Genomic DNA, 23,201 nt, shown 5'->3' with positions numbered 1-23,201 from the left:
AGGCGCGTTGTCCAGAGGGCAACGCCTGTCTCAATCGCTTGCCGGGCCTGCACCGCACTCCTAGTGTACGCCCGTGCGACACCCCCAACCGAACACCGCTCCCCAGCCGTACCGGCCCCGCCACCACGTCCGCATCGTCACGGCCGCCAGCCTCTTCGACGGACACGACGCGGCCATCAACGTGATGCGCCGCCTGATGCAGTCCTCCGGCGCGGAGATCATCCACCTGGGCCACAACCGGTCCGTGGCGGAGATCGTCGACTGCGCCATCCAGGAGGACGCCCAGGGCATCGCCCTCACGTCCTACCAGGGCGGCCACGTCGAGTACTTCAAGTACATGATCGACCTGCTGCGCGAGCGCGGCGCGAACATCAAGGTGTTCGGCGGCGGCGGCGGCACCATCCTCCCCACCGAAATCGACGAACTGCACAAGTACGGCGTCGCGCGCATCTATTCCCCGGACGACGGCCGCGCCATGGGCCTGCAGGGGATGATTGACGACCTCATCTCCCAGTGCGACTTCGAGAAGCGCCCGTCCGACTTCAAGGGCCTCCTGAAGCAGCCGCTGCCCCGCGAGCCGGAGCGCATCGCGTCGCTCATCACCATCGCGGAGAACTTCGCGGACGCGGGCGAAGCGCTGCGCGCCGCGCTGAAGACCGCCGTCGCGGACGCCCCCCGGGTGCCCGTGCTGGGCATCACCGGCACGGGCGGCGCAGGCAAGTCCAGCCTGGTGGACGAGCTGGTGCGCCGCTTCCTGGCGGACTTCCCGGACAAGACGCTGGCGGTGCTCTCCGTGGACCCGTCCAAGCGCAAGTCCGGCGGCGCGCTCCTGGGCGACCGCATCCGCATGAACGCCATCGACAATCCGCGCGTCTACATGCGCTCGATGGCCACCCGCCAGAGCAACCTGGCCCTGTCCCGGCACGTCGCCCACTCGATCGAGGTCTGCAAGGCGGCGGGCTTCGACCTCATCGTCGTGGAGACCTCCGGCATCGGTCAGTCGGACACGGAGATCACCGAGCACTCGGACGTGGCGCTCTACGTGATGACGGCCGAGTACGGCGCGGCGACGCAGCTCGAGAAGATCGACATGCTCGACTTCGCGGACGTCATCGCCATCAACAAGTTCGACAAGCGCGGGTCGCTGGACGCGCTGCGCGACGTGAAGAAGCAGTGGAAGCGCAACCACAACGCCTTCACCCTGGCGGATGACGCGGTGCCCGTGTACGGCACCATCGCGTCGCAGTTCAACGACCCGGGCATGAACACGCTCTACCGGGCGCTCATCGACGCGCTGGTGAAGAAGACGGGCGCGAAGCTGGACAGCCGCTTCCAGCTCACGCCCGGCATGAGCGAGAAGAAGTGGATCATCCCCCCGGAGCGCACGCGCTACCTGGCGGAGATCGTCGACGCCTGCGAGTCCTACGACGGCTTCGCGCGCGCCCAGGCCGCCATCGCCCGGCGCATGTACCAGTTGCACGGCACCATCCAGGCCCTGCGCCAGAACGTGGGGAAGAAGAAGCTGGAGATCGTCGAGCCGAAGGACGCGGCCGACGTGGTGCAGGTGACGGAGCGCGTGGAGGGCGAGCCCGCGTACCTGGGCGACCTGGTGGCGCTGTACCAGGACCTGGAGAGCCGCCTGCACGCGGACTGCCGGCGCCTCCTGGCCGAGTGGCCCGCGACGAAGAAGCGCTACGCCGCGTCCAAGTACCAGTTCCAGGTGCGCGACAAGGTCATCGAGCTGGATCTCATCTCGGAGACGCTGTCGCACCTGCGCGTGCCCAAGATTGCCCTGCCGAAGTATGAGGACTGGGGCGACATCCTGACGTGGCTCTTGCGGGAGAACGCGCCGGGCGCCTTCCCGTTCACCGCGGGCGTCTTCCCGCTCAAGCGCGAGGGCGAGGACCCCGCGCGCATGTTCGCGGGCGAGGGCGGCCCGGAGCGCACCAACAAGCGCTTCCACTACGTGTCGCGCGGCCTGCCGGCGAAGCGCCTGTCCACGGCGTTCGACTCGGTGACGCTGTACGGCGAGGACCCGGACCACCGGCCGGACATCTACGGCAAGGTGGGCAACTCGGGCGTGTCCATCGCGAACGTGGACGACGCGAAGAAGCTCTACTCCGGCTTCGACCTGGCGGACCCGTCCACGTCCGTGTCCATGACCATCAACGGCCCGGCGCCCATGCTGCTGGGCTTCTTCCTCAACGCCGCGGTGGATCAGCAGTGCGAGAAGTGGATCCGCGCCAACGGCAAGGTGGAGGAGGTCGAGAAGAAGATTGAAGCGCTCTACCGGGAGCGCGGCCTGCCGCGTCCGCGCTACCAGGGCGAGCTGCCCCAGGGCAACGACGGCCTGGGCCTGCTGCTGCTGGGCGTTTCGGGTGACGAGGTGCTGCCGGCGGACGTCTACGCGAAGATCCGCGCGTCCACGCTCCAGGCGGTGCGCGGCACGGTGCAGGCGGACATCCTCAAGGAGGACCAGGCGCAGAACACCTGCATCTTCTCCACGGAGTTCGCCCTGCGCGTGATGGGCGACATCCAGCAGTACTTCATCGACCAGAAGGTGCGGAACTTCTACTCGGTGTCGATCTCCGGGTACCACATCGCGGAGGCCGGGGCGAACCCCATCTCCCAACTGGCCTTCACGCTGGCCAACGGCTTCACCTTCGTCGAGTACTACCTGTCGCGCGGGATGCACATCGACGACTTCGCGCCCAACCTGTCGTTCTTCTTCTCCAACGGCATGGACCCGGAGTACGCGGTGCTGGGGCGCGTGGCCCGCCGCATCTGGGCCAAGGCCATCCGGGACAAGTACGGCGGCAACGACCGGTCGCAGAAGCTGAAGTATCACATCCAGACGTCGGGCCGTTCCCTGCACGCGCAGGAGATTGCCTTCAACGACATCCGCACCACGCTGCAGGCGTTGCTGGCGCTCAACGACAACTGCAATTCGTTGCACACCAACGCCTACGACGAGGCCATCACCACGCCCACGGAGGAGAGCGTTCGGCGGGCGCTGGCCATCCAGTTGGTCATCAACAAGGAGTTCGGCCTGTCGAAGAACGAGAACCCGAACCAGGGCTCGTTCATCATCGAGGAGCTGACGGACCTGGTGGAGGCGGCGGTGCTCAACGAGTTCCGCGCCATCTCCGAGCGCGGCGGCGTGCTGGGCGCGATGGAGCGCATGTACCAGCGCTCCAAGATTCAAGAGGAGTCGCTCTACTACGAGACGCTCAAGCACGACGGGACGCTGCCCATCATCGGGGTGAACACCTTCCTGGACCCGAAGGGTTCGCCCACGGTGACGCCGCCGGAGGTGATTCGCGCGACGAAGGAGGAGAAGGACTACGCCATCACGGCGCGGGACGCCTTCTGGAAGCGCAACGCGAAGACGGCGCCCGCGGCCCTGGAGGCGGTGCGCCGCGCGGCCCTGGACAACGGCAACGTGTTCGGCGCGCTGATGGACGCCTGCAAGGTGTGCACGCTGGGCCAGTTGTCCCGCGCGCTGTACGAGGTGGGCGGCCAGTACCGGCGCAACATGTGATGCGAGCGCCGCGGTCCCGGGCGGACGTCCCGGGACCGCGCCAGCCCTTCGCACACCCAACCCCTCTCAGTACGGGCTGGACGTGGGGCGGATGATGATTTCGCTCACGTCCACGTCCGCGGGCTGGCTGATGGCGTAGCGGATGGCGCGGGCGATGGCGTCCGCCGGGATCGCGTCCTTGCGGAACTCGCGCATGTACTCACGCGACGCCGGGTCGCTGATGCTGTCCGCCAGCTCCGACTGGGTGACTCCCGGCGAAATCACCGTCACCCGGATGTCCGCGCCCACCTCCTGGCGCAGCCCCTCCGAAATGGCCATCACCGCGAACTTCGTGGCGCAGTACACCGCCGCCGTCGGGCTCACCGCGTGCCCGCCAATGGAAGACAGGTTGATGAACTGCCCTGACTTCTGGCGCTTCATCACCGGCAGCCCCGCCGCGATGCCGTGCAGCACGCCCCGGATGTTCACGTCGATCATCCGGTTCCACTCGTCCAGCTTCAGCTCCTCCAGCCTGGACAGCGGCATCACCCCCGCGTTGTTGATGAGCACGTCCAGCCGCCCGAACTCCTTCAGCGTGAAGGCCACGAAGCCCTCCACGTCCTCGCGCTTCGTCACGTCCAGCGGGCGGTAGCGCGCCTCGCCGCCCTTCGACCTCAATTCGCCCGTCAGCGCCTCCAGCCGGTCCGTGCGGCGCGCGCCCAGCACCACCTTCGCCCCCTGGCTGGCGAGCAGGCGGGCTGTCGCCTCGCCAATGCCGCTGCTCGCTCCCGTGATGGCCACCACCTTGCCCTGGATGTCCGTCGTCATCGCGTTCGTCCTCTCTTGAAGGCCCGGCGCGGAAAAAAATGGGCGCCGGGGACGAGGACACCCTCTCAAGGAGCGCGGCGATGGCGGTATCCGGATGCTCGCGGACTCTTGCCCATTCCTGCACGAGCACCCATCCCCGGCAGGAGTTAGAACGGACGCGCATGCCGAGCGACCCGAGCCCGCACCTGTCCGAGCTGGCGACCCTCCTGGAGCGCCACACGCCCACGGACGGCATCCACGCCACCGCCATCCCCCGCGTGGTGCTCATCCGCGCCTCCCAGCCCTCCACGCCCCTGCACGCGCTGCAGGAGCCCGCGCTGTGCATCGTGGCGCGGGGCCGCAAGCAGGTGCTGCTGGGGGAAGAGCTGTATGTCTATGGCCCGGACCAGTGCCTCGTCGCGTCCGTGGACCTGCCCGTCACGGGACAGGTGGTGGAGGCCTCCGCCGACGCGCCCTACCTCTGCTTCCGGTTGGACCTGGAGCCCGGACAACTGGGCAGCCTGATGATGGAGGCGGAGCTGGAGGCGCCCGGCCCCACGGACACGGCCCGGGGCCTGGCCCTGGGACCGGTGGGCGCGCCGCTGCTGGACGCGACGGCGCGGCTGGTGCGCCTGTTGGATACGCCGCGCGACATCCCCGTGCTCGCGCCGCTCGTCATCCGGGAAATCCTCTACCGCCTGCTGTCCGGTGAGAACTCCGAACGGCTGCGGCGCATCGCCGTGGCGGACAGCCGCCGCGAGTCCGTCACCCGCGCCATCCACTGGCTCAAGGAGCACTACGCCGCGCCGCTGCGCATCGAGCGGCTGGCGCGCGCCGTCCACATGAGCCCGTCCGCGCTCCACCACCACTTCAAGTCCGTCACCGCGATGAGCCCGCTGCAATACCAGAAGCAGCTCCGGCTCCAGGAGGCCCGCCGGCTGATGCTGGCCCAGGCCATGGACGCGGCCATGGCCGGCCACTCCGTGGGCTACGAGAGCCCGTCCCAGTTCAGCCGCGAGTACAGCAGGATGTTCGGTGCACCACCTTCGCGTGACATCGCGAGGCTGCGGGAGTCGCTCGGCTCCGCCCCGGCGGCGGTGCGCTAGTCCCTGGGGCCGATGGCGGCCCCAGCGCATCGTTTCCACGTTGTGCCCCCCTTCCGAGGCCAGCGCCCCGGAAGGCATCCCTGGCGGGAGGGGCGCGATGTCATCTGGTGAAGGCGGAGACTGGGGACTGAAGCACGCGGCGGCACAGCTCACCGCCGGGGAGCTGGAGCAGGTGGCCCACGAGGAGCCGTTCCGGGACTCCGCCCTGCCCCCCTCGGGCAGCGCCGTGCGGTTCCTGCGCGTGCACCTCATGCGCATCGCGGGACACCTGGGCGAGCTGCACCTGCCGGACTTCAAGGAGGTGGTGGGCCACGCGCTCCAGGCCGTGGACGGCGCCACGCCCCTGGTCTTCGTCGCCCAGCTCCGGGAGCGGCTCGCCTTCGAGCGGACCAGCTCGCGGCTCTACGCGGGCCTGCTGGTGAAGACGCATGCCCTGGGCAGCTACCCGGGAGGCCCCACGCCGGAGCGGCTGGTGGAGCTGCACAACCAGGAGCTGGACCACCTGAACCTCATCCGCGAGTGCATCTACCGGCTCGGCATGGACGCGCCCCAGTTGACGGCGCACGGAGACAGCGCGGATCCGCGCCCCCATGGGCTGCTCCGGGCCGTGGACGACCCGTGCGCCACGCTCGCGGACGCGCTGCGCGCGGTCCTCATCTCCGAGATCCTCAACAACGCCGGCTGGGCGATGCTCGTGGACCTGGCCCAGGAGCTGGGGCCGCCCGACCTGGTGGACGCGTTCCGCGAAGTGCTTCGCGAGGAGACGCTCCACCTGGAGGAGGTCACGGTCTGGGTCGCCAACCTGCCGGACGACGTCCGCGCCGCCGACGCGCGGGCCTCCGCCAGTTGAGGTACGTCAGCGGGCCACGGGCCGCCTCCGGGCGACGCGCTCCCGCACGGTGGCGATGAAGGCCGGCTTGTCCGCGCTGCCCTTCACGCCGTCGAAGTCCAGGTCCAGGTTCTCGGCGACGGCGCGGAGGTATTCCAGACAGGGCTCGTCCGGGGGCGTCTTCCCTTCCGCGAACAGCGGATGACAGGTGGGGCAGTAATTGACCACCCAGACGCGCTCGCCCTCTGGAATCTCCAGGGAGACGGGGCTGCCGTCGCTCACGTCTTCGTCATACGGCTCGATACACCAGACGCCCGTGGCGTCATCATCGTCCATGAGCAGTTGGCGGTAGTTGAGGCTGGGGACGAACTCCCACTCGCCCCAGTCGTAGCCGAAGGCCTGCGTCCGCGTGCGGCGGGCGCGGCCCCGGGCCTCCTCGAAGGCATCCGCGTCCTCCGGCGCCCCGTCGGCTGCGAAGAAGAACAGGTCCAGGAGGGCCTCGTCGTTGCCAAAGCCCTCCTCCTCGCACTCCTTGCCGGTCTTCTCACCACACACGAACGACGAGGGAGGACCGCAGACGCTGCATCGGTAGTCGTGGACGCCCATGGTTCGAGACTACCAGCCGCGGCCGCGCGGCTCAGTCGTCGTCATCGTCGTCGTCTCCGACGCCGTCCAGCCAGTCGCCATCCTCGGTGTAGAGCCGGTCGGTGATGTTGAAGGTGCACGTCAGCTCGCCGCCGTCCTCGTAGCGATAGACGAACCGGCCCTGGGCCTGACCGTCTCCGTGCAGCAGCCGCTCCAGCGTCAGGGTTCCCTCCACCGGGACGCCGGTGACGGACGGATAGCCCTCCTGGCCCGGCCCGGTGAAGGCGCCCCATTCGAGGACCCGGGACGTGTCCTCGGCCACCAGCACCTCGCCCTGCCGCAGGAGCTTCGCGGTCCACGCCCCTCCGGCCACCGTGGGTGCTCCCGGTATCACGATGTTCACGCCGAAGAGCGGGAGCTCGGGGGCACCGTTTGGCGTGTACGCTAGGTGGAGCTGCGTTCCCTGGGTCCCGTCGTTGTGGACGTACGCGGACATCACGGAGTTGTTTTCGATGGGCCACGCGATGCTCTGGGCGCCGTACGGCCCGCGGCATTCGCCCTCGGGCTTGGGGACGGAGTCACAGGCGGTGGAGGACAGGGCGCACGCCAGCAGCGGCAGCGCGGTGCGGAACAGGGGTCGGAACATCCGCCCATCCTAACCAGGGAATCCCGTCAGAAGCAGGAGGGGCCACGGAGGCCACAAGGGGGCTCGGAGCCATGGGGCCGTCTGGGCTTGGGCCTGGACCCGCGGGAACAACCCACCGGGACGCGTGCCTCCGTATGAAAAGGCATGCGAGTCATGGACCTCCGCCGGACGCGGTCTCTGCTGGGCGCCCTGCTGTCGTTTGGCGCCGCCGCCTGTCACGGGACGGACGGGCCTGCCTCCCCGTGCGAGGACGCGGACTGCGCGGTGCCCGGACTCACCCGGGCGTTCGAGCAGGGCACGCCGTCCTCCCAGACACAGCCGCGCGCGGACTTCGGCGGCCTCAAGGTGCGGCGGGCCTCCGGACGCACGTTCGCGCTGGAGACGACGCGGGACGCGGAAGGACGGGACACCCGCCGGCTCACCGTGTCCGCGAGCGACGGCACGCGGCTGTGGCGGTTCGACGCCGAGGCCGGTGACCACCTGAGCGACTTCACCGTGCATCCGTCCGGGGAAGTCACGCTGGGCGTCGAGCGCACCGGCGCGACCGCGGACGCCTACGACCTGGTGCGCCTGTCCGCCGAAGGCCAGGTGCTGTCGCGGCGGCCCCTGCCCACGCCCGCGACGGTGCCCGGCGAGGACCTGGGAGGCACCCTGCCCTCCCCCGCGTTCCGCATGAAGTCGCCCTGGGTCCACGCCCTCACCGACGGCTGGCTGCGCACGGAGGCGCGCGGCGAGGACGTGGCCGTGGTCTTCCTGTCGCTCGTGACCATCCCGGAAGGCGGGCCCGCCACCCAGGAGCTGGCGTCAGGCCTGATGACGCTCCAATGGATGGACGGGCGCTACACCGAGCAGTGGACCCGCGTCGTCGACGGGCGCCACTCCACGCAGCCGGCCGCCTGGGCCTACGACGAGTTCCGCTGGCGCGAGGCCGCGCTCCGGCCGCTGCTCGCGGTGGACGCGGACGGAAGGCTGGTGGTGGGCCGCACCTGGAACAGCTCCCGCTGCCTGGCCTCCAGCCGCACGTTCAACGACTTCACCTCCGTGCACTGCCGCTCCGGCGACGACGTCACCACGCCCATGGACACCGAACGGCAGCCCTTCGCCGTGACAACTTTCACGCCGGTGGGGACGCGCATCGGGACGCACGTCTTCGTCCCCGCCCGGGCGGCGGAGTTCGTCGTCTTCGACATGGCGGTGCGCGACGGGGAGGTGGCGCTCGCGGGCACCGTGGTGACGGAGGGCCCGGATGGCACCGTCGCCTGGTATCCGTCCGCGCCGGACGCGCAGGACCGGATGACGCCCTACGACGGCTACCTGGGCGTGCTGTCACTCGACTCGGGCGCCCTGCGCTTCGAGCACCGCGTGGACACGGGCCGCGCGGACCACTTCTCCGCGCTGCGCTGGACGGCCCCGGGGTGGGCCGCCGTGGGCGCGTCCGGCTGGGACCGGTGGTACGGCGGGATGAGCATCTCGCGCGGCGCCGGGGCCCTGCTCGCGCTCGCGTCGCATAACGGCCAGACGGTGCGCACCCGGAAGGCCGGCCCCGAGGGACAGGGCCGACACTTCCACCTGCTGGGCGTGGACGCGGACGGGGACTCGCTGGTGGCGGTGGGGCTCGCGGAGGCGCCGATGACGCACTCCGGAGACGATGGCCACCCGGAGGCCATGACCTTCGGCGGGCTCACGGTGGAGCTGCGCTGAGAGCCCCCACGGGCTCAGTAGCCCGGCGACACGTAGCAGAAGTCAGACAGGTACGGGCAATCCTGCGGGCAACTGGACGGCGTCTCTCCGTCGCAGCACACGCCGTCGCCGCAGACGGGTCCGAAGCCACAATCCTGCGGGCAGTTGAAGGCATTCTCCGTGCTGGGGTCGCAGGTGTAATCGCCGCAATAGCCGCCGGGGCTGCCGCAGTCCTGAGGACAGTTGGATGTGTTCTCCGCGCTGGGGTCGCAATAGCTGTCACCACAGACGGCGCACAGGCCGGCGGAGGACGCGGACGCGAACCCCAGGGGGCTCACGTAGCAGAAGTCAGACAGGTACGGGCAGTCCTGCGGACAACTGGACGGCGTCTCCCCGTCGCAACACACGGAGTCACCACAGGTGGGCCCGCTGCCACAGTCCTGCGGGCAGTTGAAGGGGTTCTCCGTCGCGGGGTCGCAGATGAAGTCGCCGCAGGAACCGCACAGGGCCTTCTCCTGCCGCGCCAGCTCGGGCGCCGAGGCCTCCGTCTCCACGGCTCCTCCGCACGCCAGCAGCAGGCCCGACACCAGGGCCAGCAGCCCCGTCTTCATCACGTTCATCGTCTGTCTCCGTGTTTTTCAGCGTTTCCACCCTGAACGGGCTTCCGCTTGTTAATACGGTTCACGGATGGCGCTCAAAGGCGCGGGGAGCGCGGCGTACACTGCCGGGCATGACGACCTCCGCTTCCGACGCCTCGCGGCTCCTGGACCTGCTGTGGGAGCGCTACGCCTCTGAAGTCTCCTTCGCGCGCACCTTCGTGGCGCTGTCCGGGGGACACTTCCGCAACGACCACGTCGCGTTCCGCACCCTCGCGCGGCCGGAGGGAGGCATTGCCCTCTTCTCCCGTGTGTTCGAGCGGCTCGGGTGGAAGCCGGCCGGCGCGTACACGTTCCCGGACGCGCACCTGTCCGCCATCTACCTGTCGCATCCGGACGGACTGCCGCGCGTCTTCCTGTCCGAGCTGAAGCAGGAGGAGCTGTCGCCGCGCGCCCGCGAATTGCTCGCCGCGCTGCCGGTGGATCCGCCGCCTCCGGAGGACGTGGAGGCGCTCGCGGGGTGGTTCACGGCGCCGCCGCCTCCCGAGGAGGCCGCGCTGCTGGAGCTGGAGAAGGAGACGCAGTACGGCGCGTGGCTGCTGGCCTTCGGCCGCAAGGTGAATCACTTCACCGGCGCGGTGGACGACGTGGAGGCGTGGCAGCGGCGCATGCGCGACGCGGGAGTGCCCATGAAGGCGGACATCGAGGGCGCGCCCGGCACTTCGCTCCGGCAGACGGCCACGCACGCGGCCCCGCTGCCCCTGACGCTCCGGGGCGGTGGCACGCGCGCATGGCCGTACGCGTACTTTGAAATCGCCCAGCGCTCGGGAGGGTTCGACGGGTTCCTGGGGCCGCAGGCCCGCGCGCTGTTCGACATGACGAAGCGGGGCTGAGGCTCGCGGCCCGAGGGGCGCTCAGGGGAGGGGTTTGGGTGCGTCCCCCGGACCGCGACGCCTCGTGAGACTAGTGGCGGCCGCCGCCGCGCTCGCCACGGTCGGGCAGGCTCAGCGCCGCGCCGTCGAGCGTGCCGTCGCCGCACTCCGGACCGAAGGTGAGCACGTGGCTGGCGCCGTCCGCGGTGGTGCGCGTGAGCGTGCCGCTCGTGGGCCAGGGGCACACGTCGCGCGGCGGCCGGACGATGCCCTCCAGCGTCACGGTGCCCTGCGAGCCGTCGAGCGCGGTCTCCGTGTACGCGCCGTCGATGGTGCGCACCGGCGGCGTGTCCGTGGAGAACGCGATGGACAGCGAGCCCTCCAGCCGCACCGACTTCACCACCGTGCCGTCCGCGTCCGTGCGCGTGCGCGTCACGTCCGCCTGCGTGCTCTTGCGCCGGGGCGGAGCGCCGTCCACCAGCTCCGACGTGGAGGCGGTGGTGCCCTTCACGGTGGAGACCTCACCGTCGGAGTGGGTGCTGGAGACCTCGAAGGTGACGGTCTGGTTCTGGGTCACCGCGCCCGTGCAGTCCTCGGCGGCTTCGTACGCGTTCACGATGTCCACCGTGCCGCTGGAGGGCCCCCGCGGGCCCGGTCCGCCCGGCCTGCCGCCGCCGTCGAAGGACTGGCCGCGCACCTGCGAGCCCGTGCCGTCCTGCGGGGGAGGCGCGCCACCTCCGCCGGGCGGCTGTCCACCGCCACGGCCGGGGCCCTCGGGGCGCGTAGGGGGCGCGCAGTCCGTCCACTCCAGGTGCACGGTGGCGGGCAGCGTCTTGCCGCACACCTCCACGGTGGTGATGTCGGGGCTCGCGTCACAGTGGAAGCCTTCGATGGCCTGGGGGCGCAGCTTGTCCAGGCCGTGCAGGAGGCTGGACACCTCCACCGCGTCGCTCGAGTCCGACGTGGCCTCCACCGCCTGGGATACCTCCGACGTGGCGTCCAGGGTCGAGCCCTGCGACCCGCCGCAACCGACCGTCATGGTGCCCACCACCAGCGCGACTGCTCCCAGCCACTGACTGCCCCTGCTCCAGTGCCTCATGAGTGCGTGCTCCCTTGTCATCCGGTGCCCGGCCGCTGTCCGTACGCCCCGGTGAGACGAAATGAATTTCCGCCGTGTTCCCGGCAGGGGATTTCCCGTGGCTTTTTGAGCGTGCGCGGCGGCCGGATAGAGTGCCGCCGACCGTGAACGACGAGCTGCGCGCACTCATCCTCGAAGCCCAGGACGGCAGCGTGCGTGCCTTTGAGTTGCTCGTGTCCTCGCACCTGCCGCGCGTGCGCCGCTTCGCGCGGGCCTTCGCCGCGTCGGATTCGGACGTGGATGACCTGGCGCAGGAAGCGCTGGTGAAGGTCTACAAGAACCTGCGCTCGTTCCGCTTCCAGTCCGCGTTCCAGACGTGGCTCTATTCGGTGGTGCGCAACGCGTTCTATGACGCCACCCGCAGCCGCGCCGGCCGCGAGCGCACCCGCGAGGAGCCGCTGGAGCAGGAGCACGTCCAGGCGGCGTCGGACGCCGAGTCCGCGGATGCAGGGATGATGCGCGCCCAGGAGCGGGACCGGCTGTGGCGGGCGCTCCGGGCGCTGCCGCCGGAGTTCCGCACGGCGGTGGTGCTCTTCGACGTGGAGGGGCACAGCTATGAAGAGGTGGCGGACATCGAAGGGGTGCCCGTGGGCACCGTGAAGTCGCGCCTGTCGCGGGGCCGGGCGCACCTGAAGGCCCTGCTGGCGGGGGACCAGGGCCCCGGCGGCCCGGAAGATGACGCGCGGGTGGGAACATCCGGGCAGGACATTTCGTCGCATGCTGCGAGGAGCAGGAGATGAGTGAGCCCGAGGACAGGGAGGACCGCGCGCTGCGCGAGCGTCTGGCAGCGCTGCGGGACGACGCGCCCGGGCCCGACTTCCAGGCCCTGCTCCACCGGAGGCTCGTGGAGGCCGGACCGCCCACACCGGCGTCGGGGTGGGATGCGGTGCGGGACTTCTGGCGCCGCCGAGCGCCGGTGCTCTGGCCGGCGGTGGGCGTCGCCATGGGTGTGGCCACGTTCCTGGTGCTGGGGGCGGTGCGAGGCACGCCTGGGGTCCCGGGCACGGCAGCCGCGGGGATGGCGGCGCTCGAGCGGCCCGGCACGCAGGTGCCGGTGAGCAAGGTGGCGGTCATCAAGCTGGACTTCACGGCGGACGTGGCCGTGGAGCAGGCGGACTTCCAGGTGAGCCTGCCGGAGGGGCTGTCCTTCTGGGCGGACGGAGAGGAGTTGCCGCTGCGCTCCTACCAGTGGACGCAGCCCCTGAGCGCGGGCAGCAACGTGATTCCCATCGCGGTGCGCGCCCAGCGGCCGGGGCGCTATCTGGTGACGGCGCTGGCGCGCGCGGGCGACCAGCGCATCGAGCACGACGTGGTGCTGGAGGTCACGGGCGGATGAAGACGGGGTACTCGACACCGGCGCTCGCCGTCCTCCTCTGGTTGGGAGGCGGAGCCGCGCACGCCCAGCAGGCACCGGCCCCTCCGCCAACGGAGGCCGCGAGGCCGCCCGAGGCGCCCGTGCCGCCCCCTCCATCCGGAGCGCAGCAGGCGCACGTGCGCAGCTCGCACACGGTGGACGTCATCGCGCCGGGGGAACAGGTGGACACCATCCTGAGGCGCAGGAACGCGGAGCGCCCACCCCCGCCGCCCCGAGGAGACAGGGTCCGTCCAGCGCCGGGTCCGGACGCCCGCGGCCCTGCAGGAGGGCCGGGACATGACGGACGACCCAACGGGTCGCGCCAGCCAGGGGATGAGGGCCGCATGCGCTCGCCGTCGCCCAGGACCGACGGAGCGCCACCGCCGCCCAATCAGCAGCCGCCCACGCAGCCCCACCAGGCACCGCGGCGCTGAACGAAGGCCCGTGAGCAGCGAGGAGCGCGGCACGCTGACGGCGAAGCCTGGACCTCTCCAGGAACAAGCCGTGCGCAAGAGCCGCGCTCGCGCCTCATGAAGCAGCAAGGAGCCAGGGGCGCCCCCCGCCCGAGGCGGTTCTCCAAAACCTGTCCGACAGTCGGACAGGTTTCCGCGGCTCGAATGGAACAGAGGTCCTCCAACCAGGTTGGCTGACGCGCCAGGTCCAAGGAGGGGACATCGGAGTGGCGGCCAGGAGTGCCACCCGCTTCGTCCAAACCTGTCCGACAGGTTCGCGCGATGCACCGCCAAGGAGGGCGTCCGCCACGCCCAAGCCTCTCCTTGTGGGCCGCGCAGCCATCATGTCCGGAAGCCCCGCGCGGCCCAAACCGGTCCGACAGTCCGACAAGTCCCCTCGGCCCGAATGAAGAGGCAGCGCCGTCCTGCCGCGGTTCCCCCAAACCTGTCCGACTGTCCGACAGGTTGGTGCGGTTCACCGCCAAGGGGGCCGCCCCCACGGGTCTTCGACTCGCCGGCAGAGCGTCTCGGTGTTCCAGAACCTGTCGGACTGTCCGACAGGTTTCTGCAGTGCCCCCAAGGAGGGCGCTCCCATGGGTCTTCGACTCGAGGGGAGAGCGTCGCTGTGCCCCCGAACCGGTCCGACTGTCCGACCAGTTGGTGCGGTGCACCGCCAAGGGGGCGGCCCCCACGGTCTTCGACTCGAAGGGAGAGAGTCTCGGCGCCCCTGAACCGGTCCGACTGTCCAACTGGTTGGGGCGGTGCGCCGCCAAGGGGGGCTCCCACGGAGGTTCTCGACTCGCAGAGAGAGCGTCCTGGTGCTCCAAACCTGTCCGACTGTCGGACAGGTTTCCGCGATGCATCCCAGGAGGGTTCTCGGCTCGCAGGGGGAGCGTCTCGGTGTTCCAGAACCGGTCCGACTGTCGGACCGGTTTCCGCGATGCATCCCAGGAAGGTTCTCGGCTCGCAGGGAGAGTGTCTTGGTGCTCCAGGACCGGTCCGACTGTCGGACTGGTTTGCGCGGTGCGCCTCCAAGGGGGCGCTCCCATGGAGGTTCTTGACTCGGCTCTGGATGGACTTGGGCCTGGACTGGTGACTGGCGGGGCCGTTTGCACGGGATGGGTCTGTGCACACCGGTCCCTGCTCCCGTGCCGGAGGGGGCGGTGCGCCGCCCTCGCACCCTTGCGGGGAATGCGCTACGTCGCGATGCGTGTGGACGGGCTTGCTGCTTCTGGTGGCACTCGCGGCCGGGGAGCCGCTGGAGGACGCGCGCGAGTCCTTCGCGGCGGGCCGGTATGCGGAGGCGGAACAGCAGGCACTCCTGGCCCCTTCTTCCGGCGCCTCGATGTACCTCGCGGGCCTGGCCCGCTTCCGCCTGGGCCGCCCCGAGGAAGCGCTGGCGGCCCTGGATGCCGCGGGGCGTGCTCCGGATGCTCCCGAGCCCGACGCCTGGAACTTCAACCGGGGCGCTTGCCTCTATGCGCTCGGGCGCTTCGCGGAGGCCGAGGAGGCCTTCGCCCGCGTCCGTGAAGGGGCCCCGCTCGCTCGCGTGGCGTGGATCAACGCGGGCTTCGCCGCCTTCGACGCGGGCGCTCCAGAGCGCGCCGCGCAATGGGCGGAGCGCGCCTCGGCCGGTGCCTCCACGGAGGAGGCGCTGCAGGTGGAGGAGCTGCGCGCCCTGCTCGCGCCTCCCGTGAACGAAGGCGATGAGGCCTACCGACAGGGGCTCGCGTCCTTCGACGCCGGCCGCTTCGACGAGGCCCGTGCCCACTTCCTGCGCGCGGCGGAGCGACAGCCCGACTCCGGCAGGGCCCGGCTCATGGCGGGCGCGTCGGCCTGGCGCCTGGGCTTGCGCGCGGAGGCCCGCGAGGACCTCAACGCGGCGCTCGCGCTGACGTTGACTCCGGTGGACCGCGCGACGGCGCATCAGTACCTGGACCTGCTCTCCCACGGACTGCGCGCCAGCGGCCCGGGCCTCTGGGCCTCCGCGAGCGTGGGGCCGGGCTTCGACAGCAACGTGCTCCAGGTGGGCGTCGCCGCCCGCGACGTCTCCGGCGCGAACGCGGACGTGGTGACCGCGAGCGCCTTCGCCGAGGCCGGCGTGGGCCTCACCGCCCGCTTCCGCCTGTCCGACCGACTCTTCGCGGCCCTGTCCTACGGCGGCAGCCAGCGCGCCTACGCCGTCTCCTCCGTGCGGGACTACTCGCTCCAGCTCCACCGCGCGACGGCGTCCGCGGAGTGGGAGGCCGCGCGCAGGGTGCGCGTGGGGCTCCTCGCGGGCGGCGACATCTTCTTCACCGGCCTGGAGGACTTCCGGGGGCTCCAGGCCTCCGTCAACGCCAACGCGTGGCTGGCCTGGGACGAGACCGAACACACCCGCACGCGGCTGGACCTGGGGGTCGCCGGCAAGGACGGAATCGGAGAGGAGTTCGCCTACCTCACCGGTCCACGCCTGGACGCGACGCTGTCCCAGGAGTGGCACCTGGGCCCCGCGAACCTCACCGCGTGGTACCGCTACCGGCAGGACCGCATTGGCACGCTGGAGCAATCCTTCACCAGTGACGGCTCGGTCCTCCTGTCACAGACGTATGTCATTCCCTTCGGCTTCACGGGCCACGCCGTGGGCGCCTCCGGCCGGTGGCAACCGCGGCCCTGGCTCACCGCGAGCCTGGACGCGGACGTGGAGTGGCGCCGCTACCTGGACGACAACGCCCTGCGCGTCGTGACGGCCGGAGGAGACAGCGAGACGTGGAACGTCCGCCGCCGCCACGACACGCGCTTCGTGCTGATCCCCAGCGTGAGCGCCCGGCTGTCAGGCCACCTGCGGCTCACCGCCCGCTACGAGCTGCTGGTGAACCGCTCCAACATCGACATGCGGCTGACGGACGACGACCCCGCCGCGTGCGAAGGCGCGGAGCACCTGTGCCACGCGTATGACGCCACGAACGGCAACTACGAGAAGCACGGGGTGATGCTCCAGCTCGAAGCCGCGTGGTGAGCCGGGCCCCCGCGTGTCGGCTCCGCGATGGAGCGGTCCACCTCCGGGGTGGGGCCTTCAGGCAGGGCGGCGCACAGGGTGCGTTGCGAGGGCGGGGGCGGCTCGCCACCTTGCCGCACGACGAACCCACGACAGAGGAGGCACACCATGCCCACGTCCCGACTTCCGCTGACGCTCGCCGCGGCCGCGGCGCTTTGTTTCTCCGCGGGTTGTTCCAAGAAGGGGATGCACAAGGAGGAGTCCCAGCAGCCGCTGCCCGCGTCCGCCCAGTCCGCCGCGACGCCGGCCACCACGGACCCGCGCTGCCCCATGTCGGTCCCAGGCACGCAGGTCCACACGAAGGACACGCCCAACGGCGTGTCGATGATGTTCACCACGTCCGACCCATCGCAGGTGGGGGACCTCCAGATGCGCGCCCGGCGGCTGCTGGACGAGCAGTCCAAGCGCACCAACTCCGAGCCCGTCATGAACAGGGCGCAAGCGGAGGACCTGGGCGACAGCAGCACGGAGATCCAGAGCGGGCTCGACGAGAGCGGCACCGGCGGCGGCGGCAACCGGGACATGGCAGGAGCGCCCACCGTCCCCGCCGCCGCCGTGGGCGAGGACACGCCGGATGGCATCACCATCACCTACACCGCGCAGGACCCCAGGCAGACGCGCCGCCTCATCGACGAGATCCATGAGACCGCGCGCCAGATGCAGGGCGGCCACTGCCCCGGCATGTAGCCCCGCGCCGGGACGGCGTGGCGAACGCCGTCCCGGTGGAGGCCCTACCGGCGGAACACCACCGTGAGGTTGTTGCTCGGCATCTCCACCACGCGCTCGCGCTGGAGCCCGTGGCGCGCCGCCTCGGCGGTCACCGCGCCCAGCTCGCGCACGCCCCAGGACGGGTCTCGCGCGCGGAGCGATTCGTCGAAGGCGAGGTTGCTCGGCGCGGTCTGCTTCCCCTCCACGAAGTAGGGGCCGTACAGCACCAGCCGCCCGCCCGGGCGCAGCACCCGCGCCGCGCCCCGCATCAACCCCTGGCAGGCCGCCCACGGCGCGATGTGGATCATGTTCACGCAGAGCATGGCGTCCGCGTGCTCCACCGGCCACGCGTCCGAGCTCGCGTCCAGCACGCGCGCGGGCAGGACGTTGGACAGCCCCTCCTCCCCGCGCCACGCGTCGATGCTCTCCAGCGCCGCCGGGTCGCCGTCCGTCGGCTGCCAGGCCAACCCCGGGAACGCCTTCGCGAAGAAGGCCGCGTGCTGGCCGGTGCCGCTCGCCACCTCCAGCAACGTGCCCTCCGCGGGCAGCACCTCCCGGAGGACGGCGAGGAGCGGTTCGCGGTTGCGTTCGGTGGCCGGGGCGTGACGCTTCATGCCCTCCCCTCTTCCACACCCGCGCACGCGAAGAAAGGCCGCTCGCGGAAGATTGCAATCACAGCCAACACAGCGGCCGCCCGCGCACGGAATCCGCAACACTTTCCGGGTCCCTTCGAAAACCTCCTGCCTCGACTCGCCTCATCCCCCAGGCAGGAGTGACCTTGACGTTCTTCAACCGGAATGTTTCACGCATGCTGTGCTCGGTGTCGCTGCTTGCGTTCGCGGGCTGCGGGCCGATGACGGAAGACGCCCCCTCCCTCCCCGAGCAGGAGGTCGCGACCGCCCGGCAGGCGGTGTCCACCATCGCGTACCGGAGCAGCGCCACGGCGGGCGGCAGCACGCGCACGTCGCTGAGCATCGCGCTGCCCGCGGGCACGGCGGCGGGTGACGTGCTGCTGGCGCGCATCATCAACCGCAACAACGTGGCCGCGGTGGCGACGCCGCCCGCGGGCTGGACGCTGGTGCGCTCGGACCAGAGCGCGTCGCAGATCAAGGCGTGGATCTTCTACAAGGTCGCCACCGCGTCCGAGCCGTCCACGTACGCGTTCACCATCGACATCGCCAGCTACATGGCCGGCAGCATCTCCGCGTTCTCCGGCGTGGACACGGCCAACCCCATCGACGCGCAGACGGGCCAGAAGAACGGCCTCACCGCCAGCTTCAACACGCCCGCCCTCACCACCAGCACGGCCAACGGCGTCGCGGTGTGGTTCGGCTCGCAGTTGTGGACCGGCACCGCGTGCCCGGCGAGCCCCATCGTCCCGCCCGCGGGCTTCACCGAGCCCGTGGACACCTGCCTCGTGTCCTCGTCCACGGGCCTCCTCTACAACGTGGCCCACAAGGACCTGGGCGCCGCGGGCGCGCAGGGCTCGTTCAACGGCTCGTCCCCCTACGCGGAGACGAACATCGCGCAGGTGGTGGCGCTGCGCGCGGCCAACGCCTCCGCCTCCTGCTCCGTGGGGGACACCTTCTCCACCGCGTACACCCCCCAGGGCACCGTGACGGCCACCGCGCTGGTGGAGCCGTCCGGCCTGGCCGCCAGCCGCCTCACGCCGGGCGTCCTCTACGCGCACAACGAGGACACCACCGCCATCGTCGCCATCAGCACCACGGACGCGAGCACGAAGGGCACCTTCACCGTGTCCAACGTGACGCCCGCGGACTGGGAGGACGTCGCCACCGGCCCGTGCCCCGCCGGCCAGTGCATCTACATGGGCGACATCGGCCGCTCGAGCGCCAACTTCCCCACGCCGCCGTCCACCTTCGCCGTCTACCGCATCCCGGAGCCCGACATCGGCGCGGGACAGACGAGCGGAAACCTCACCGCCGAGGCCTTCCCCTTCCAGTACCCGGACACGCCCAAGGACGCGGAGACCCTCATGGTCCACCCCACCACGGGCGACATCTACATCGTCACCAAGTCCTACTCGGGCGCGAGCAAGGTCTACAAGTTCCCCCAGCCGCTGCCCACGCCGGGCACCCTGAGCACGCTGGTGTTCGTGGCCAACCTCCCGCTGCCCACCACCACGGACACCAACTACGGCGCCGCCACGTCCGGCGCCATCCACCCGTGCGCCAACCGCTTCCTGCTGCGCACCTACCGCAAGGTGTATGAGTTCCGCGCCGCCACCGGCGCGGCCTTCGAGACCGCGTTCGCCGCCACGCCCGTCTCCCTGACGGACACCGTGGAGGGCCAGGGCGAGGCCATCGAGTACGACCCGACCGGCACGGCCTATTACACGATGAGCGAGTCGCCCTCGCCCTTCAGGCTCAAGCGCGTCGTGCGCCAGTAGCGCGCAATCGCAGCCATGCGCAGGCCGCGTCCGGCGCCCGGGCCGGGCGCGGCCCCTCGTACGCCGTGAGACATCCACGCCGTGACAACGCCTGGATGGAATTTAAGTTATTTCTCGTTTTCCGTGTATAATCGCAACCATGCGATGCCTCCGTCCCCGTCTCGTGCGCGCCGCCGCGCTGCTCTCGGTGTTCACTCCGCTGCTGGCCTGCGGGCCGGAAGCGGGCGCGCCGCCCTCCGCTGACGCGCTGTCCGCGCAGCCTCGGCCGCTGGCCGCGACGGGCCACAAGGCGTTCCGGGTGATGACGTACAACGTGCGCGGTCCGCTGGACACGGGGGTGCGCGCGTGGCCCAACCGCAAGGCGGCGGTCATCGAGCGCATCCTCGCGAACAACGCGGACATCGTCGGCGTGCAGGAGGCCCAGGCGCCCTCGGGCGGCCCCAGCATCCCCGCGGACCTCATCGCGGGGCTGACGGGCACGGACAAGCCCTACGGTGTCTTCAACCCGGGCGGCGGCAGCCCGAAGCTCATCTTCTTCAAGAAGAGCCGCTTCGAGCTGGCCCCGGAGGTGGGCCAGGGCAACGAGGCGCTCGTGAACCCCTACGCCTCCAGCGACCCGTGCTTCAGCCACGCGGAGGGGAAGAAGCTCGCCTGGGTGGGCCTGCGCGACCTGACGTCCGGACAGGTGTACTTCGTGGCCAACACGCACTTCGCCTACGCGGCGGCGTGTTCCCTGGGGCGGCTCAAGGAAGCGGAGCAGATGGCGTCCTTCCTGGCCACGAAGCCCGGGGGCCTGCCGGTCGTCGCCATGGGGGACTTCAACTCCGACGCGCAGGGCCTGTCCACGCCGGGGGAGACGACCATCGCGGACCTGGAGGGCGGGGCCCGGCTGTTCCGCACCGCGCGCTTCGACGGCGTGACGGGCGTGGACGACGCCACGTTCAACAACGCGTGGAGCGGCTCCACGTCCACGAAGTACCAGCGGCTGGACTACATCTTCCACAACGGGGGCGCGCTCACCTCGTCCGCGCCCGCCATCGACCGGACGGAGAGCGGCGGCCTCACGCCGTCGGACCACTACCCGGTGCTCGCCACCCTTCGCCCGGCCGTCTTCTCCGCGGGCTCCACGCTTTCGCCGACGCCCAACGGCACGTCCACCAGCACGCAGCTCTTCTTCGCGGACGTCACCGGCGACGGCTGCGCGGACCGCATCACCTGGAACTACGCGGTGGGCGAGGGCGAGACGTGGGTGGCGAAGTCGAGGTGCGACGGCGGCTTCGCCACGGCGGTGAAGAACACGGGCGCGACGAGCGGTGTCGCCACCACGCGCTTCTTCTTCGCGGACGTCACCGGCGACGGCTGCGCGGACAAGGTCCTCTGGCGTCCCAACCTGGGGGACGGCGAGGTGCGCGTCTACCCCGCGAAGTGCGACGGCACCTTCGGCGACCGCGTGGCCGTCACCCAGGCGGCGAGCACCAGCGACGCGACGCGCTTCTTCTTCGCGGACATCACCGGTGACGGGTGCGCGGACCTGGTGCGCTGGAACCCCACGCAGAAGTCCGGCGCCTTCGACGCCTTCGTGTCGAAGTGCAACGGCACGGTGTCCTTCGGCGCGGCGGTGACGAGCACGACGGGGGCGAACACGAGCGCCGGCACGCGCGTGTTCTTCGCGGACGTGGACGGCGACGGCAAGGCGGACCGCATCCTCTGGAACCCGGGCCAGGAGGGGGGCCGCACGCGCGTATACCGCTCCACCGGCGCGGGCGCGTTCGCGCTGTTCTTCCTGCACGAGTCAGGCACCAGCGGCGTGGACACGTCCCGCTTCTACTTCGCGGACGTGGACGGCGACGGCAAGGCGGACAAGGTCTTCTGGCGGCCGGGCTTCCGCGAGGGCCGGATGCAGATCTACCCGAGCACCGGCACCAACTTCGCGGGCAGCCCGGTGATGGACAACACGGGCTACAGCAACTCGGAGAACACCGGCTTCTTCTTCGCGGACATCGACGGCCGGGATGGCGCGGACAAGGTGTACTGGAACCCCAACAACTACGACGGCGACACGAAGGTGTTCCGCGCGCTGGCGCCGTAGCGCCCTCGTGCACGAAGCAGGGCACTCCGGGGGCCCTGCCCCACGAACCCATGGCCCCGGACGGTGCGACGCGCGCAGACTGCGCCTCCACATGCGCGCCCTGCTCATCGCCACCGTCCTGTCCGGGGTCCTCGGCTCCGCGTCCGCGCGGGCCCAGGCCCCCGCCCGCTCCTACGTGCTGCGCCCCGCGCGCGTCTTCGACGGCGCCACCGCGAAGCCCCACACGGGCTGGGTGGTGGTCGTCACCGGAGAGCGCATCGCCGCCGCGGGGCCCGCGCAGGGCGTGAAGGCGCCGGAGGGCGCGGAGGTCATCGACCTGCCCGGCGCGACGCTGCTGCCCGGGCTCATCGAGGGCCACTCGCACCTGTTCCTGCACCCGTACAACGAGGCGCCCTGGAACGACCAGGTGCTCAAGGAGTCCCTGGCGCTGCGCGTGGCGCGGGCCACGAACCACGCCAGGGCGGCGCTGATGGCGGGCTTCACCACCACGCGCGACCTGGGCACGGAGGGCGCGGCGGACGCGGACGTGGGCCTCAAGCAGGCCATCGACCAGGGCATCATCCCGGGCCCGCGCATGGTCGTCACCACGCGCGCGCTGGTGGCCACCGGCAGCTACGGCCCCAAGGGCTTCGCGTCCGAATGGACGGTGCCCCAGGGCGCGGAGGAGGCGGACGGCGTGGACGGCCTCACGCGCGCGGTGCGCGGGCAGATGGGGCGCGGCGCGGAGTGGATCAAGGTCTACGGCGACTACCGCTGGGGCCCTCGCGGCGAGGCGCTCCCCACCTTCTCCCTGGAGGAGCTGCGCCTCATCGTGGAGACGGCCAGGAGCGGCGGGCGCCCGGTGGCCGTGCACGCCAGCACGCCGGAGGGCATGAAGCGCGCGGTGCTCGCGGGCGCGGAGAGCATCGAGCACGGCGACGCCGGCACGCCGGAGGTCTGGAAGCTGATGGCCCAGCGGGGCGTGTTCCTGTGCCCCACGCTCGCGGCGGGCGACGCCATGCTCCAGTACCGGGGCTGGAAGCGCGGCGTGGACCCGGAGCCCGAGTCCGCGAAGAAGAAGCGAGAGGGCCTCAAGGCCGCGCTGGCCGCGGGCGTGCCCCTGTGCGTGGGTGGGGACTCGGGCGTCTTCCCGCACGGGGAGAACGCGCGCGAGCTGGAGCTGCTGGTGGCCAGCGGCGTGACGCCCGCGCAGGCGCTCCAGGCCGCCACCTCCGGCAACGCGCGGATGCTGCACTGGGAGGACCGCGTCGGACAGGTGAAGGCCGGGCTCCTCGCGGACCTCGTGGCCGTGGAGGGCGACCCCACGCAGGACATCCGCGCCGTGCGCCAGGTGCGGCTGGTGATGAAGGGCGGCACGCTGTACCGGCGCTGA

18 protein-coding genes are annotated in these 23,201 nt (G+C 71.0%); 12 read left to right on the top strand and 6 right to left on the bottom strand.

Translation table 11 applies throughout. The features are described from left to right. Positions 1-73 precede the first annotated feature (73 nt). Positions 74-3,541 carry a methylmalonyl-CoA mutase family protein gene (locus tag K8556_RS06025; RefSeq protein WP_223739049.1) on the top strand — a complete coding sequence of 1,156 codons (3,468 nt, stop codon included), beginning with the start codon at positions 74-76 and terminating at the stop codon, positions 3,539-3,541. A 66-nt stretch (positions 3,542-3,607) separates the two neighbouring features. Here K8556_RS06025 and K8556_RS06020 read toward each other — a convergent pair whose 3' ends face one another. Continuing rightward, positions 3,608-4,348: an SDR family oxidoreductase gene (locus tag K8556_RS06020; protein ID WP_223739048.1), complete on the bottom strand. Its 741-nt coding sequence runs from the start codon at positions 4,346-4,348 to the stop codon at positions 3,608-3,610. 161 nt (positions 4,349-4,509) lie between these two features. On the opposite strand from K8556_RS06020, the gene K8556_RS06015 reads away from it, so the two are divergent. Further along, positions 4,510-5,433 (top strand): AraC family transcriptional regulator, encoded by a 924-nt coding sequence (locus K8556_RS06015; protein WP_223739047.1) that lies wholly within the window; start codon positions 4,510-4,512, stop codon positions 5,431-5,433. Between the two features lie 97 nt (positions 5,434-5,530). Continuing rightward, positions 5,531-6,283 carry a ferritin-like domain-containing protein gene (locus K8556_RS06010; RefSeq protein ID WP_223739046.1) on the top strand — a complete coding sequence of 251 codons (753 nt, stop codon included), beginning with the start codon at positions 5,531-5,533 and terminating at the stop codon, positions 6,281-6,283. A 6-nt stretch (positions 6,284-6,289) separates the two neighbouring features. Here K8556_RS06010 and K8556_RS06005 read toward each other — a convergent pair whose 3' ends face one another. Both K8556_RS06005 and K8556_RS06000 read right to left on the bottom strand, forming a co-directional pair. Further along, entirely contained in the window at positions 6,290-6,868 is a 579-nt protein-coding gene (locus K8556_RS06005) for a hypothetical protein (RefSeq protein ID WP_223739045.1), read from the bottom strand. Positions 6,869-6,899: 31 nt separating this feature from the next. Next, positions 6,900-7,493, bottom strand: a complete 594-nt coding sequence (locus tag K8556_RS06000; protein ID WP_223739044.1) for a hypothetical protein — start codon at positions 7,491-7,493, stop codon at positions 6,900-6,902. A 153-nt stretch (positions 7,494-7,646) separates the two neighbouring features. On the opposite strand from K8556_RS06000, the gene K8556_RS05995 reads away from it, so the two are divergent. Continuing rightward, positions 7,647-9,194 carry a hypothetical protein gene (locus tag K8556_RS05995; protein ID WP_223739043.1) on the top strand — a complete coding sequence of 516 codons (1,548 nt, stop codon included), beginning with the start codon at positions 7,647-7,649 and terminating at the stop codon, positions 9,192-9,194. A 14-nt stretch (positions 9,195-9,208) separates the two neighbouring features. On the opposite strand, the gene K8556_RS05990 is transcribed toward K8556_RS05995, so the two are convergent. Continuing rightward, positions 9,209-9,793: a hypothetical protein gene (locus K8556_RS05990; RefSeq protein WP_223739042.1), complete on the bottom strand. Its 585-nt coding sequence runs from the start codon at positions 9,791-9,793 to the stop codon at positions 9,209-9,211. Positions 9,794-9,903: 110 nt separating this feature from the next. Here K8556_RS05990 and K8556_RS05985 point away from each other — a divergent pair, with 110 nt between their 5' ends. Beyond that, on the top strand, positions 9,904-10,662 hold the full coding sequence (locus K8556_RS05985; RefSeq protein ID WP_223739041.1) for a DUF1338 domain-containing protein: 759 nt from the start codon (positions 9,904-9,906) through the stop codon (positions 10,660-10,662). Between the two features lie 70 nt (positions 10,663-10,732). Here the strand turns inward: K8556_RS05985 and K8556_RS05980 are convergent, their stop codons facing one another. Further along, positions 10,733-11,740 carry a hypothetical protein gene (locus K8556_RS05980; protein ID WP_223739040.1) on the bottom strand — a complete coding sequence of 336 codons (1,008 nt, stop codon included), beginning with the start codon at positions 11,738-11,740 and terminating at the stop codon, positions 10,733-10,735. A 143-nt stretch (positions 11,741-11,883) separates the two neighbouring features. Between K8556_RS05980 and K8556_RS05975 the strand changes: the two genes are divergently transcribed. The 4 genes from K8556_RS05975 (at position 11,884) to K8556_RS05960 (ending at position 17,309) form a co-directional block, all read left to right on the top strand. Further along, positions 11,884-12,519 (top strand): sigma-70 family RNA polymerase sigma factor, encoded by a 636-nt coding sequence (locus tag K8556_RS05975; RefSeq protein ID WP_223739039.1) that lies wholly within the window; start codon positions 11,884-11,886, stop codon positions 12,517-12,519. Continuing rightward, on the top strand, positions 12,516-13,115 hold the full coding sequence (locus K8556_RS05970; protein WP_223739038.1) for a hypothetical protein: 600 nt from the start codon (positions 12,516-12,518) through the stop codon (positions 13,113-13,115). The genes K8556_RS05975 and K8556_RS05970 overlap by 4 nt, the downstream gene beginning before the upstream one ends. A gap of 1,704 nt (positions 13,116-14,819) precedes the next feature. Continuing rightward, a complete protein-coding gene (locus tag K8556_RS05965) occupies positions 14,820-16,583 on the top strand; it encodes a tetratricopeptide repeat protein (RefSeq protein ID WP_223739037.1) in 1,764 nt (587 codons plus the stop codon). Between the two features lie 147 nt (positions 16,584-16,730). Beyond that, complete coding sequence (locus tag K8556_RS05960) at positions 16,731-17,309, top strand: hypothetical protein (protein ID WP_223739036.1); 579 nt, start codon at positions 16,731-16,733, stop codon at positions 17,307-17,309. A 44-nt stretch (positions 17,310-17,353) separates the two neighbouring features. Here the strand turns inward: K8556_RS05960 and K8556_RS05955 are convergent, their stop codons facing one another. Beyond that, positions 17,354-17,944: a DUF938 domain-containing protein gene (locus tag K8556_RS05955; RefSeq protein ID WP_223739035.1), complete on the bottom strand. Its 591-nt coding sequence runs from the start codon at positions 17,942-17,944 to the stop codon at positions 17,354-17,356. Between the two features lie 158 nt (positions 17,945-18,102). Here K8556_RS05955 and K8556_RS05950 point away from each other — a divergent pair, with 158 nt between their 5' ends. The 3 genes from K8556_RS05950 to K8556_RS05940 all read left to right on the top strand — a co-directional run bounded on the left by K8556_RS05950 (position 18,103) and on the right by K8556_RS05940 (position 23,201). Then, positions 18,103-19,740 carry a cell wall anchor protein gene (locus K8556_RS05950; RefSeq protein WP_370639890.1) on the top strand — a complete coding sequence of 546 codons (1,638 nt, stop codon included), beginning with the start codon at positions 18,103-18,105 and terminating at the stop codon, positions 19,738-19,740. 139 nt (positions 19,741-19,879) lie between these two features. Continuing rightward, complete coding sequence (locus tag K8556_RS05945; protein WP_223739033.1) at positions 19,880-21,829, top strand: FG-GAP-like repeat-containing protein; 1,950 nt, start codon at positions 19,880-19,882, stop codon at positions 21,827-21,829. A gap of 91 nt (positions 21,830-21,920) precedes the next feature. Continuing rightward, positions 21,921-23,201, top strand: a complete 1,281-nt coding sequence (locus K8556_RS05940) for an amidohydrolase family protein (protein ID WP_223739032.1) — start codon at positions 21,921-21,923, stop codon at positions 23,199-23,201.

The organism is Corallococcus sp. AS-1-12, from assembly GCF_020036995.1.
In the GTDB taxonomy this organism is placed as follows: Bacteria; Myxococcota; Myxococcia; order Myxococcales; family Myxococcaceae; genus Corallococcus.
This window is presented reverse-complemented; position numbering and strand designations above follow the sequence as displayed.